The sequence below is a fragment of the Pseudomonas sp. ATCC PTA-122608 genome (assembly GCF_001952855.1).
Classification (GTDB): domain Bacteria; phylum Pseudomonadota; class Gammaproteobacteria; order Pseudomonadales; family Pseudomonadaceae; genus Aquipseudomonas.
Genome location: NZ_LPNO01000006.1, coordinates 122,687 through 135,099 on the forward strand (window position 1 = coordinate 122,687; position 12,413 = coordinate 135,099).

11 protein-coding genes are annotated in these 12,413 nt (G+C 62.0%); 7 read left to right on the plus strand and 4 right to left on the minus strand.

From position 1 onward, the window contains the following. Window positions 1–221: 221 nt before the first annotated feature. Window positions 222–1,094 (plus strand): LysR substrate-binding domain-containing protein, encoded by an 873-nt coding sequence (locus AU074_RS07730; protein ID WP_076014221.1) that lies wholly within the window; start codon window positions 222–224, stop codon window positions 1,092–1,094. Window positions 1,095–1,219: 125 nt separating this feature from the next. Here AU074_RS07730 and AU074_RS07735 read toward each other — a convergent pair whose 3' ends face one another. Then, on the minus strand, window positions 1,220–2,077 hold the full coding sequence (locus tag AU074_RS07735; protein ID WP_003212427.1) for a LysR substrate-binding domain-containing protein: 858 nt from the start codon (window positions 2,075–2,077) through the stop codon (window positions 1,220–1,222). A 112-nt stretch (window positions 2,078–2,189) separates the two neighbouring features. Between AU074_RS07735 and AU074_RS07740 the strand changes: the two genes are divergently transcribed. From AU074_RS07740 to AU074_RS07750, 3 genes are all read left to right on the plus strand, one after another. Then, window positions 2,190–3,299: a 2-aminoethylphosphonate--pyruvate transaminase gene (locus AU074_RS07740; protein ID WP_076014222.1), complete on the plus strand. Its 1,110-nt coding sequence runs from the start codon at window positions 2,190–2,192 to the stop codon at window positions 3,297–3,299. Between the two features lie 144 nt (window positions 3,300–3,443). Beyond that, a complete protein-coding gene (gene phnX, locus AU074_RS07745; protein WP_076014223.1) occupies window positions 3,444–4,271 on the plus strand; it encodes a phosphonoacetaldehyde hydrolase in 828 nt (275 codons plus the stop codon). A 123-nt stretch (window positions 4,272–4,394) separates the two neighbouring features. Beyond that, window positions 4,395–4,955, plus strand: a complete 561-nt coding sequence (locus AU074_RS07750) for a cytochrome b (RefSeq protein WP_076014224.1) — start codon at window positions 4,395–4,397, stop codon at window positions 4,953–4,955. Between the two features lie 97 nt (window positions 4,956–5,052). On the opposite strand, the gene AU074_RS07755 is transcribed toward AU074_RS07750, so the two are convergent. Further along, window positions 5,053–5,940, minus strand: a complete 888-nt coding sequence (locus AU074_RS07755; RefSeq protein WP_076014225.1) for a 1-aminocyclopropane-1-carboxylate deaminase/D-cysteine desulfhydrase — start codon at window positions 5,938–5,940, stop codon at window positions 5,053–5,055. Between the two features lie 57 nt (window positions 5,941–5,997). Next, on the minus strand, window positions 5,998–8,037 hold the full coding sequence (locus AU074_RS07760) for an NADPH-dependent 2,4-dienoyl-CoA reductase (RefSeq protein WP_076014226.1): 2,040 nt from the start codon (window positions 8,035–8,037) through the stop codon (window positions 5,998–6,000). Between the two features lie 211 nt (window positions 8,038–8,248). On the opposite strand from AU074_RS07760, the gene AU074_RS07765 reads away from it, so the two are divergent. The 3 genes from AU074_RS07765 (at window position 8,249) to AU074_RS07775 (ending at window position 11,738) form a co-directional block, all read left to right on the plus strand. Further along, window positions 8,249–9,379: a carbon-nitrogen hydrolase family protein gene (locus AU074_RS07765; RefSeq protein WP_076014227.1), complete on the plus strand. Its 1,131-nt coding sequence runs from the start codon at window positions 8,249–8,251 to the stop codon at window positions 9,377–9,379. A gap of 4 nt (window positions 9,380–9,383) precedes the next feature. Next, complete coding sequence (locus tag AU074_RS07770) at window positions 9,384–10,418, plus strand: AraC family transcriptional regulator (protein ID WP_076014228.1); 1,035 nt, start codon at window positions 9,384–9,386, stop codon at window positions 10,416–10,418. A gap of 330 nt (window positions 10,419–10,748) precedes the next feature. Next, the gene (locus tag AU074_RS07775) at window positions 10,749–11,738 is read left to right on the plus strand and encodes a pyruvate dehydrogenase (protein WP_076014229.1); all 990 of its coding nucleotides are present in this window, start codon (window positions 10,749–10,751) and stop codon (window positions 11,736–11,738) included. A 144-nt stretch (window positions 11,739–11,882) separates the two neighbouring features. Here AU074_RS07775 and AU074_RS07780 read toward each other — a convergent pair whose 3' ends face one another. Further along, a complete protein-coding gene (locus AU074_RS07780) occupies window positions 11,883–12,353 on the minus strand; it encodes a MarR family winged helix-turn-helix transcriptional regulator (protein WP_076014230.1) in 471 nt (156 codons plus the stop codon). Between the last annotated feature and the right edge of the window lie 60 nt (window positions 12,354–12,413).

A 12,413-nucleotide genomic window follows, 5' to 3' on the forward strand; every position in this document is an offset into this window, starting at 1 on the left:
AAACGCCTGTATTTTTATTGTTGAGCACTGCAGTACCGGCGCCTGGGAGGCGGCGGTGCTGGTCAGATGAGTCCTGCTGGTAAACACGCAAAAGACCCATGGCCGCCAAAGGTGTAGGGCTCGACCTACGGCGACTGGGGCTATAAAAGCAATGGCTGACTAATAGGTAAAATCGATTTATCGTATTTCAAATATAAGCTGAGCTTGTAAGAGGATTCGCGATGTCGGTGTCCCACGCCCAACTCAAAGCCTTCCATGCGGTGGCCGTGCACGGCAGTTTTACCCACGCCGCCGAGCGCTTGTTCCTCAGCCAGCCGGCCATTTCCGACCAGGTGCGCAAACTCGAAGAACGCTTCGGCGTGCTGCTGTTTCATCGCAACAAACGCTCGGTGCGATTGACCGACCTCGGAGAGCGCCTGCTGAGTATTACCCAGCGCTTGTTTGCCGTCGCGGCGGAAGCCGAAGAGCTGCTGCAGGATTCCCGCGCCTTGCAAACCGGCACTCTGACGCTCGCGGTGGATGCGCCCGTGCATGTGTTGCCGCAGATCGCGCGCTTCTGCCAGTTATATCCGGGCATCAGCGTGAAGATCGAAACCGGCAACACCGATGAATCGCTGTTTCGCCTCTACAACTATCAGGCCGACCTTGCGCTGCTGGGGCGCGATGTGGACGACGAGCGGCTGCTGTCACTGCGCTTGCCCGATGATCAATTGCTCGCGTTTGTCGCCCGCAACCATCCGTGGGCCGGGCGCGAGTCGATCTGCCTGGCGGACCTGGACGATACGCCGCTGGTGTTGCGGGAAATCGGCTCGGTGACCCGTCAGACCCTGGAACAGGAGATGCACCAGGCCGGGCTGCGGATTCGCCCGGCGATCCAGGTGGAAGGCCGCGAAGCCGCGCGGGAAGCGGTGGTGGTGGGGATTGGCGTGGGGGTGGTGTCGGCTGCGGAGTTTGGGGCGGACTCACGGGTGTACGCGATGCCGATCCGTGATTGTACGCAGCGGATGAAGGAAACCCTGGTGTGTTTGAAAGAGCAGAGTTCACGGCGGGTGGTGGCGACTTTTCTGGAGATTGTGCGGGAAAGTTTGCGGTGAATTTGAGGGCCCCTTCGCGAGCAAGCCCGCTCCCACACTTGACCGAGTTCTACCCATGGAATGCGGTCAAATGTGGGAGCGGGCTTGCTCGCGAAGGGGCCAACTAGACCTTGAGCCAACACCCTCTAAGGCGCCAACTCGAAAAACGCCTGAATCAACCGCAACTCCCGCCGCCGCTCCATGCACCCGATCACATGCCGGTTCACCAGCCCCTCACCCTGGATCGGAATCGCGTGCACCCGCGGATCCCGGCTGACCTCCATCGACGACACCACCCCAACCCCCAATTCCGCTGCCACCGCTTCCGTCACCGCCTCACGGCTGTCCAACTCGAGCAACACCCTGGGCTGCACACCGGCCTGGGCGCAGGCATCGTCGAAAGTGCGTCGGGTAATCGAGCTGGGCTCACGCAACACCATGATTACCTGATCCAACTGCTCCAGCCGAATCCCCGCAGGCTCCGCCAACCACGGATGGCCGGCCGGCACCAACGCGCAAATCCGGGACTCGATCAACGGCTGCAAATGCAGGCCCTTGCGCGGTTCCACCTCCGTCAACACCGCTACATCAGCCCGCTCAGACAACAGCGCCGCGAGGGTTTCCTGAGCGTTGCCCAGGCGCAAATTGACGGTAATCCCCGGATACCGCTGCCGCAGGCTGGCCAACATCGGCATGACCATGTGCGGCCCGTCCGCCGCTACTTCAAGGCGCCCGGTGAGCAGTTGCCGGTTGGCCTCCAGCAAGGTCTGCGCCTCCTCCACCAGGCCGAAGATCGCCCGGGTGATCGCCGCCAGCTTGGTGCCCTCCTCGGTCAACTCCACCCGTCGCGCGGTACGCCGCAGCAAGGCAATCTGGTAGTGCTCCTCGAGCGCCTTGATATGCCCGGTCACCGCCGGCTGGCTGATGAACAGGCGCTCGGCCGCCCGGGTAAAACTGCCCTCGCGGGCGACGGCATCAAATGCACGCAGTTGAAACAGGTTCATAGCTATCGGCCTCACTGATAGCTCGCATAACAACAAACAATTTGATTGATGACAAGCCAAACTGCAATTTAGGCGCCGTAAGTTCATCCCATTGTTTTGCGAGGACACACGAATGAGCACTGCCGCGCCGATCCTGCTGACCCCCGGGCCCTTGACCACTTCGGCCCGTACCCGCCAGGCCATGATGGTCGACTGGGGTTCATGGGATGACCGCTTCAATCAACTGACCGCCAGCCTCTGCGAGCAGCTGCTGGTGATCGTCAACGGCACCCACAGCCACGATTGCGTGCCGTTGCAAGGCAGCGGCACCTTCGCCGTGGAAGCGGCCATCGGCACCCTGGTCCCACGGGACGGCAAGGTGCTGGTGCTGATCAACGGCGCCTACGGCAAACGCCTGGCGAAGATTTGCGAAGTGCTCGGCCGCGAGTTCAGTACGTTTGAAACCGCCGAAGACGAACCCACCACCGCCGCCGACGTCGACCGCCTGTTGCACGCCGACAAGGGCATCACCCACGTCGCACTGATCCATTGCGAAACCAGCACCGGGATTCTCAACCCGCTGCCCGAGATCGCCCAGGTCATCGCCCGCCACGGCAAGCGCCTGATCATCGACGCCATGAGTTCCTTCGGCGCGCTGCCGATCGACGCCCGCGAGGTGCCATTCGACGCGCTGATCGCCGCCTCCGGCAAGTGCCTGGAAGGCGTACCGGGGATGGGTTTTGTGTTCGCTGAAAAGCAGGCGCTGGCCGCTGCCCAAGGCAACAGCCATTCCCTGGCGATGGACCTGTTCGACCAGCACAGCTACATGGCCAAGACCGGCCAGTGGCGCTTCACTCCGCCGACCCACGTGGTCGCCGCACTGCACGAAGCGCTGCTGCAATACAACGAAGAAGGCGGCCTGCCCGCCCGGCACCAGCGCTACGCCAACAACTGCCAGGCGCTGCTGGACGGCATGGCCGAACTGGGCCTGCGCAGCTTCCTGCCTGCGGCGATCCAGGCACCGATCATCGTCACCTTCCATGCGCCGAAAGACCCGCGCTACCAGTTCAAGGAGTTCTACGAACGGGTCAAGGCCAAGGGCTTCATCCTGTATCCCGGCAAATTGACCCAGGTGGAAACCTTCCGCGTGGGCTGCATCGGCCATGTAAACCAGGCCGAGATGCAAGCCGCTGTCGCGGCGGTGGCCGAGGTGCTGCAAGAAATGAACGTGCTCGAAATATAAAACTGAATTGCCTCCTGTAGGAGCGAGCTTGCTCGCGAAAAACCCGAGGGCACCGCGTTCATTCAGGATGCCAACGCCATCGTTAACGACCTTCGCGAGCAAGCTCGCTCCTACATAAATCCGCTTTTAAACAGGATCTGAACCATGAACTACGCAAACCCAACCCAGCTTCAAGCCGCGATCCTCGACTGGGCCGGCACCGTGGTCGATTTCGGCTCGTTCGCCCCCACGCAGATTTTTGTCGAAGCCTTCGCTGAATTCGACGTGCAGGTTTCCATCGAAGAAGCCCGTGGCCCGATGGGCATGGGCAAGTGGGACCACATCCGCACCCTGTGCGACCAGCCGCAAGTGGCCGAGCGCTATCGCAAGGCCTTTGGCCGCACGCCGACTGACGATGACGTGACCGCCATCTACCAACGCTTCATGCCGCTGCAGATCGAGAAAATCGCCGAGCACTCGGCATTGATCCCCGGCGCCCTGGACACCATCGCCAACCTGCGCAAGCAAGGGATCAAGATCGGCTCGTGCTCCGGCTACCCCAAGCAGGTAATGGACAAAGTCGTCGAACTGGCCGCCACCAACGGCTACGTTGCCGACCACGTGGTCGCCACCGACGAAGTACCCAACGGTCGCCCATGGCCAGCCCAGGCTCTGGCCAACGTGATCGCCCTCGGGATTGATGATGTCGCGGCCTGCGTGAAGATTGACGACACCGTGCCGGGCATTCTCGAAGGCCGTCGCGCCGGGATGTGGACCGTGGCGCTGACCTGTTCGGGCAACGCCCTGGGCCTGACCTACGAGCAGTTCCGCGCCCTCAATGCCGGCACGCTCGCCAGCGAACGCACGCGCATCGAAGCCATGTTCGAAGGCTCTCGCCCGCACTACATGATCGACACCATCACCGACCTGCCTGCCGTGATCGCCGACATCAACCTGCGCCTGGCACGGGGTGAAATGCCGCAGGGCAACTGATCGAGATCAAAAGATCGCCTATACACCCTCCTCTCACGGGCAAACCTCGTAAAACAGGCTTACATTGAAAGGACTCCGTCGCCAAAGAACGGAGGTTTGCCCTGATGAGTGAGGAAGAAAGCGATGCCCTGGAAAAATTCCGATACGCGTTACAGCACCATGTCGATTGCGTTGCACTGGCTGATGGTGGTGCTGCTGGCGGTGGTCTACGCCTGCATTGAGTTACGCGGGCAGTTTCCCAAAGGCAGCGGCGCACGTACGTTGATCGTGGAAATGCACTTCATGTTCGGCCTGACGGTATTTGTGCTGGTGTGGCTACGGTTGTTCGCCCGCAGCCTGGGGGTGGCGCCGAAGATCGTGCCAGCCCCACCGCAGTGGCAATCCTTCCTGGCCACCCTGATGCACATGGCGCTGTATGCCTTGATGATCGGCATGCCCATCGCCGGCTGGCTGATCGTCAGCGCCGAGGGGCACTCTGTGATGTTCTACGGCATTGAGCTGCCGCCGCTGATTGCCGAAAACAAGGCGTTGGCCAAGGAGATTGAAAGCTGGCATGTGCTGTTCGGCAAGGTGGGTTACTGGTTGATCGGGCTGCATGCGTTGGCTGCGATCGTTCACCATTACATCCTGCGCGATACTACAGCGCTGCGAATGATGCCGGGGCGCGAGCGAAATCATGGATGACTGTAGGAGCGAGCTTGCTCGCGAAAAACGAATAGGCGACACGGGCAACCTGATAGCGCTGCGTTATCGTTGACGTTTTTCGTGAGCAAGCTCGCTCCTACAGAAAGCCCCGGCGGCCTTGCAGGCCACCGGTGTGGACGAAGATCAGGCGGGTGCCGGGGGAAAATCTTCCGGCTTCAATCTGCTGCTTCAACGCCAATAACGCTTTGCCGGTGTAAAGCGGCTCCAGGGGCAGGCCACAGGCTTGCTCGGTGGTGTCGATAAAGGCCAGCAACTCCGGATCGACCTTGGCAAAGCCGCCCCGGCTGGCGTCCAGCAATTCATAACCCTCCTGCACAAGCGTGTGTACCTGCTGCGCCACCCCGTGGTCGTCGGGCACCGCCAGCGCGCCATACACCGGATGCGCGCCCGCCTCGGCCAGCACCAATCCCGCCAGCGTGGTGCCGGTACCCGCCGCCAGCCACCAACCGTGATAATCCGCCCAGCCCAGGCCACTTAACTGCGCCTGTGCCTGACGGACCAACACCCCGCAGCCCAACGCACCGGCCACGCCACCACCGCCTTCAGGCACCGGGTGCAGGTGCGGATACTGCTCGCGCCAGGGCAGCCAGAAGTCCGGCTCATTGCGCGCGCGATAGCCGCCATACCCCAACCAATGCAGTTGCATGCCGAAGGCCTTGAGGTCGAGCACCGTGGGCGTGTCTTGCGGATGGCCACGCAGCAAGCCAACGGTAGGAAACCCGAAGCGTTTCCCGGCCGCCGCCAGTGCATGCAGGTGATTGGAGTAAGCCCCGCCCAGGCTGATGATCCCGCTGGCCCCCACCGCCCGGCCTTGCGCCAGGTGCTCGGTGAGCTTGAACCACTTGTTGCCGCTGATCAGCGGGTCGATGCGATCCAGGCGCAGCACGGCCACTTCCACCGGCCCCATCCAGTCCAGCTTCAGGGGTTCAAGGGGTGCGTGGGGAAGCCAGTCGAAAGGACCCATTAGGGCGGTTCTGCACAAGAAAAGGGGCGGTAGTCTACCACCGCCCCTTTTGAGTGTTTACAGCTCGGCCGCCAGGCGCGAACCTTGGTTGATGGCGCGCTTGGCATCCAGCTCGGCCGCCACATCCGCACCGCCGATCAGGTGCACGTTCTGCCCGGCTGCGACCAGGCCGTCCTGCAGTTCCCGCAGCGGGTCCTGGCCGGCACAGATGACGATATTGTCCACCGCCAGCACCTGCGGCTCACCCTCGGCGCCAATGCGGATATGCAGGCCGTCGTCGTCGATCTTCAGGTACTCGACGCTGTTAAGCATCTGCACCTGCTTGTTCTTCAGGCCGGTGCGATGAATCCAGCCGGTAGTCTTGCCCAGGCCGTCGCCGACCTTGGACGTCTTGCGCTGCAACAGGAACACTTCACGCGCCGGCGCATGGCGCTCGGGCTTGATCCCGGCCACACCGCCGCGGGCTTCAAGGTGGGTGTCGATGCCCCACTCTTTCCAGAACGCCTCGCGGTCCAGGCTGGTGGACACGCCCTGGTGCACGAGGAACTCCGACACGTCAAAACCGATACCGCCGGCACCGATCACGGCCACGCGATGGCCCACTGGCTTGCGCTCCAGAATCACGTCCAGGTAGCTAAGCACCTTGGCGTTTTCCACACCCGGGATGGCCGGCGTACGCGGCGCGATGCCGGTGGCGAGAATGATCTCGTCGTAACCGCCCGCAACAAGCTGCTCAACGTCGACCCGAGTGTTCAGGCACAGCTCGACGTGGGTGGTCTGCAACTTGCGCTTGAAGTAGCGCAGGGTTTCAAAGAACTCTTCCTTGCCCGGCACGCGCTTGGCGATGTTGAACTGGCCGCCGATCTCGCTGGCCGAATCAAACAGCGTCACTTGATGCCCACGCTCGGCGGCAACGGTGGCGGCCGCCAGGCCCGCAGGACCGGCACCCACCACGGCGATTTTCTTGATCTGCTTGACCGGCAGGTAGTTGAGTTCGGTTTCGTAGCACGCACGCGGGTTGACCAGGCAGGTGGTCAGCTTGCCGCCGAAGGTGTGGTCCAGGCACGCCTGGTTGCAGCCGATGCAGGTGTTGATTTCATCGGCGCGGCCTTCGGCAGCCTTGTTGACGAAGTCCGGGTCGGCCAGGAATGGGCGCGCCATCGAGACCATGTCGGCATCGCCTTCGGCCAGGATCTGCTCGGCGATTTCCGGGGTGTTGATCCGGTTGGTGGTGATCAACGGAATCTGCACCGCCCCTCGCAACTTCGCAGTGACCTTGCTGAACGCTCCACGCGGCACCTTGGTGGCGATGGTCGGGATGCGCGCTTCGTGCCAGCCAATGCCGGTGTTGATGATCGTTGCACCGGCCTGCTCGATGGCCTTGGCCAACTGCACGATCTCTTCCCAGGTGCTGCCGCCTTCCACCAGGTCGAGCATCGACAGGCGGAAGATGATGATGAAATTCGGGCCTACGGCTTCGCGCACCCGGCGCACGATTTCCACCGGCAGGCGCATGCGGTTTTCGTAGCTGCCACCCCAACGGTCGGTGCGGTGGTTGGTGTGAGCCGCGAGGAACTGGTTAATGAAGTAGCCTTCGGAGCCCATGATTTCCACGCCGTCGTACTCGGCGACCTGGGCCAGTACCGAGCAGGTGACGAAATCATTGATCTGCTTTTCGATACCTTCTTCGTCCAGCTCTTTGGGCTTGAACGGGTTGATCGGTGCCTGGATTGCGCTTGGCGCCACCTGTTTCGGGCTGTAGGCATAGCGCCCGGCGTGGAGAATCTGCATGCAGATCTTGCCGCCCGCCTCGTGCACCGCTTTCGTCACGATCTTGTGCTTCTGCGCTTCTTCGTCGGTGGTCAGCTTGGCTGCACCGCCATACACCCCACCTTCATCGTTCGGGCCAATGCCGCCGGTGACCATCAGGCCCACGCCGCCACGGGCGCGCTCGGCAAAATAGGCCGCCATGCGCTCGAAGCCGCCGGGTTTCTCTTCAAGGCCGGTGTGCATCGAGCCCATCAGGGTGCGGTTACGCAGGGTGGTAAAACCCAGGTCCAACGGGGCCAGCAGGTGCGGGTAGGCAGCAGCGGTCATGGTACAGCTCCACAACGGATCATCACGGGACGTGGAGCGCTCGAATGGCACTCCATCGGTTTATGTCCCACAGACTAAGAGGCTGCCGGTTGCCGCTCAATGACTGTAACTGACAAGTTATTGATCCAAATGCGCAGCGCCCCTTGGCAACTGCGTACATGAGCCCTACCCTAGGTACCGAACCCTGCACCCGGTCCGTTGTTTTTTTCCCATGCGTAAACTTCTTGGATTCACCCTCATCATGGCCCTGGTCGCCGCCGTTTCCGCCTATCTGGTCTGGACCCAGGAACGCCCAGTGGGCCATTACCTGTCCGACCTGCGGATCAACCTGGCCGTCGACCAAGGCGTACCCGCCGACCGCGGCAACCTGCTGGGCATCCAGCCGGAACTGTTCCCCGCCGACTACCAGAGCCTGGAACGCCTGCACCTGAAGCTGGCGGCCTACCTGCAAAAGGCCCGCGACCAGGGCTTGATCAACGACAAGACCATCGTGGTGCTGCCGGAACATATCGGCACCTGGCTGATGGTCAGTGGCGAGAAGAACGAGCTGTACCAGGCCACCAACCTCAAGGAAGCGATGAACTGGCTGTCGGCGAGCAACCCGTTGTTGTTCGTGCGGGCGTTGATCAGCGCCAAGGGTGATGACCGCATCGACGACGCCTACCTGCGCATGAAGGCCCCGGCAATGGCCCGCGACTATCAGGTGCTGTTCGGCGGCCTGGCCAAGGAATTCGGCGTGACCCTGGTGGCCGGCTCCATTGCCCTGCCCAACCCGAGCGTCAGCCAGGGCCAACTGCAGATCGGCCACGGCGCGTTGTACAACACCAGCGTGGTCTTTGACCGTGATGGCTTGGCGGTGGGCCAGCCGCAACGCCAGCTGTATCCGATTTTCGATGAACGCGGCTTTATCGAGCCCGGCGACGAAAACACCGTCAGCGTGGTCGACACCCCGGCCGGGCGCCTGGGCATCCTGATCGGCAGTGACAGCTGGTACCCGGACAACTACCGCAAGCTCAACGAGCAAGGCGCGCAATTGGTGGCGGTACCGGCCTTCGTGATTGGCCGCGAGACCTGGGACAAGCCGTGGCGCGGTTTCAAAAGCGTGTCGACACCACCGGAAATCAGCCTCAAGCCGGAAGAACTCAGCGAAGGCGAAGCCTGGCACCGCCTGACCCTGATCAGCCAGCAACCCATCAGCCAGGCCACCGCCGGCATGAGCGTGTTCCTGCGTGGGCAATTCTTCGACATGGGCAGCGCCGGGCAAAGCTTCCTCAGCAGCAACGGCCAGGTGTTCGCCGACGGCAATGCCCGTGGCGCACGCCTGCTGAACGTGTGGCTGTAACGCGATGAAACCGGTGCGGCTTGGGGACCTGTCGGTGGGTTTTGTCCACACCTTGGCCGATGCGATCCACAGCCATGGCCTGGACCCGCAACCGTTGTTGCTGCAATACGGCTTTGACCCTGCGCGCCTGGCCGAGGCGGGTGCTCGCTTGTCGATCCCGCGGTATATGCGCCTGGGCCACGCCGCCATCCAGCTGACCGGCGACCCCAGCCTGGGTCTGCGCATGGGCCAGCTCAGCCGCTTGAGCCAGGCCGGCCTCGCCGGTGTTACAGCCGCCCAAGCGCCCACCGTTCGCGAAGCCGCCCGCACTCTGACGCGCTTCGAAGCCTTGTACGGCTCCAACTATCGAGGCCAGTCGAGCTTTCACGAGGACACTGACGGCGCCTGGCTGCGCTTCTATTCCATCAGCCCGTACAACGCGTACAACCGCTTCGTGGTGGACTCGATCATCGCCGGCTGGCTGCATCAATTGTCGAGCATAAGCTTGCAACCGGTGCAGGCGCAGCGCATCGAAATCGAATTCGAGGCCCCCGACTACAGCGAACGCTATAGCGTGCTGGGGGACTGCCCGATCCAGTTTGGCGCCGAGCACAATCAACTGCGCCTGAGCCAGCAAACCCTGGCCATGCGCAACCCGGAACATTGCCCGAGTACCTGGCAATTACTGGTGCAGTTGTGTGAACGGGAATTGGAGCAGTTGACGCGCACCCGCAGCCTGCGCGAGCGCATTACCCGGTTGCTCGGGCCGATGCTCAATGGTGGCCGGGAACCCGACCTGGAAGAAGTGGCGGCACGCTTGAAACTGCCGACCTGGACCTTGCGGCGCAAGCTGGCGGAAGAAGGGACGCAGTTCCGGGCGATTCTCAATGACACTCGCCGCGACCTGGCCATGACCTATATTCGCGATACCGAACTGGCGTTCGGTGAAATTGCCTATTTACTCGGTTTTGCCTCAGCGGAAGCCTTTCAACGGGCCTTCAAGCGCTGGAACAGCCAGACCCCAGGGGAATTTCGCCGCAGTCAGCGGCATTCCGCCTGACGTCTGTCTTACAGCTCGGTTGCATCATCGGCCGGATCCAGCGGATCCAGTTCGAAGGCGTGGAACTCCAGCAGTTCTTCCTGGTAATCGTCCATGGTTGACTCCTTGTATTATGAAAAGGGGTTGCTAAGTGACCTGCACAACCAGCCTAAAGTGCCGTCATGACGAAAAAATGTCCGTGGCATGACGTTCCTGCACTTCAAAATTAAACGTAGCAGGGTTGGGTTGATTTAGCCGGGTGAATTTTAGATGCAACTGCAATCATTGCAATTGCAATCACAAGCTGAATTCCATTAGGGTAAGGGCACCCGTTGCCAAGCGACCCTGCTCATGACTGCCAGCACCGAACGCTCTGCCCTGATCTGTATCGACGCCCTGAATGCAATGCAGCAGCCCCGCTGTTCGCCGCTGTATAGCGTGATGACCATGGCTAACACCCTGGAGTCCAGCCGGCAGGCATGGGTGATTCGCGGCCAGTCGCGCTCCCGCCGGGTGATGAGCTGGCCCACGTGGTTCGCGCGCAACACCGGGGAAAAGCCCATGTTGTACCTGCACACGGCCGCGTCATCGGCGCAGTTGCGCGCACTGTCCAGCGAAACCCGCCAGCGGGGCATCTTGTGCAACGACAATGAAACCCGGCCCTCCCCTTCACTGCCCTTATGGCTGGCCAGCAATCCCCACTGCACACCTTATGACCCGGCCTCCGGCGAGGAAGCCCGGGCGATTGTGCTGGCAGGTTTGCAGGCGCTGTATGTCGACGGCCAGTCGGGGTTTTACTACCTGGCACTGCACGACCAGCACGACGGGCCGAGGTTGAGCCCGCAGGATTGTGACCATGCGCTCAGGGGCATGTACCGGGTCCGACGCTCATACACAAGCGAGTTGAAGGTGCGGTTGCTGGGCGCGGGTCGAGCGTTTGAAGAAGTCGTGCACGCCGCGCTGTTGCTCGAAACGGAGTGGAACGTCGAGACGCAACTGTGGAGCTGCCCCAGCTACACACGGCTGGCCCGTGAGGCGGATGCGGCGCAACGCTGGAACCGCCTGCACCCGCTGGCACCGAAGCGCAGTTGCCATCTAAGGGATTGCCTGGCTGGGGATGGCGCGCCGGTGGTCGCGGTCACCGGGTATCCGCAGCCGATCGTTGACCAGTTGGCGGGGTATGTGGATGCGCGGTTTGTGGCGTTGGGGGCGGGCTCGGTAGAGGCGTCAGCACCCGGTCGATATTGGATCGCGGTGCTGGCATTGAAGGCTTTGGCGGATGACGGCCTTATCGAAGCAGAACAGGTAGAAGCCGCCCTGCATCGATATCACCTGAAATGACGATCTGTAATCCATCACAGATCAAATGTGGGAGCGGGCTTGCTCGCGAAGGCGGTGTGCCTGTTGATATTTCTGTTGCTGACACACCGCTTTCGCGAGCAAGCCCGCTCCCACACGGGATCCGCGTCGCCTGGAATATTGGCTTCAGGTCTTACGCCGCCCACGGGTCTGCACGCCCGCCTCCACCGCCAGCCCCGCCGTGCGTTCCAGCGCCTCGGCAAAGCCCCGGCGTTGCTCGCTGTCGAGCTGCGACAAAAACAACTCATCCACGCTGCTTTCGTAGATTTTCCACATCTTTTTACGCAACACCCGGCCCGCATCGGTGATCGATACAAAGGCTGCACGACCGTCACCGTCGGAGCGCGAACGCACCACCAGGCCGTCCTTTTCCAGGCGGTCCACCAGGCGCGTCAGGTTGTAGCGTTCGATGGCCAGCACATCGGCCAATTCATGCATGCGCCGGGTGCCATCGGGGCCACTTTCCAGGCCCCATAAAGCGTCGTACCAGGCATACGGCGGCAGACCGGCATCGGCCAGGCGCCGCTCGATTTCACGGATGACCGTCCTGTGGGCCCGAACAAAACGGAACCAGACATCAGGCTCTTTCGACGACATGCAACACCATCCGGGGAATTTCAAGAAGGTTGCAATAGTAGCTCATCCCGCGCTAGATTC

Bases quoted from the DNA above. Each gene is read 5' to 3' on its own strand.
- AU074_RS07730 (WP_076014221.1), top strand. From the start codon at position 222: ATGTCGGTGTCCCACGCCCAACTCAAAGCCTTCCATGCGGTGGCCGTG.
- AU074_RS07735 (WP_003212427.1), bottom strand. From the start codon at position 2,077: ATGAACCTGTTTCAACTGCGTGCATTTGATGCCGTCGCCCGCGAGGGC.
- AU074_RS07740 (WP_076014222.1), top strand. From the start codon at position 2,190: ATGAGCACTGCCGCGCCGATCCTGCTGACCCCCGGGCCCTTGACCACT.
- phnX (WP_076014223.1), top strand. From the start codon at position 3,444: ATGAACTACGCAAACCCAACCCAGCTTCAAGCCGCGATCCTCGACTGG.
- AU074_RS07750 (WP_076014224.1), top strand. From the start codon at position 4,395: ATGCCCTGGAAAAATTCCGATACGCGTTACAGCACCATGTCGATTGCG.
- AU074_RS07755 (WP_076014225.1), bottom strand. From the start codon at position 5,940: ATGGGTCCTTTCGACTGGCTTCCCCACGCACCCCTTGAACCCCTGAAG.
- AU074_RS07760 (WP_076014226.1), bottom strand. From the start codon at position 8,037: ATGACCGCTGCTGCCTACCCGCACCTGCTGGCCCCGTTGGACCTGGGT.
- AU074_RS07765 (WP_076014227.1), top strand. From the start codon at position 8,249: ATGCGTAAACTTCTTGGATTCACCCTCATCATGGCCCTGGTCGCCGCC.
- AU074_RS07770 (WP_076014228.1), top strand. From the start codon at position 9,384: ATGAAACCGGTGCGGCTTGGGGACCTGTCGGTGGGTTTTGTCCACACC.
- AU074_RS07775 (WP_076014229.1), top strand. From the start codon at position 10,749: ATGACTGCCAGCACCGAACGCTCTGCCCTGATCTGTATCGACGCCCTG.
- AU074_RS07780 (WP_076014230.1), bottom strand. From the start codon at position 12,353: ATGTCGTCGAAAGAGCCTGATGTCTGGTTCCGTTTTGTTCGGGCCCAC.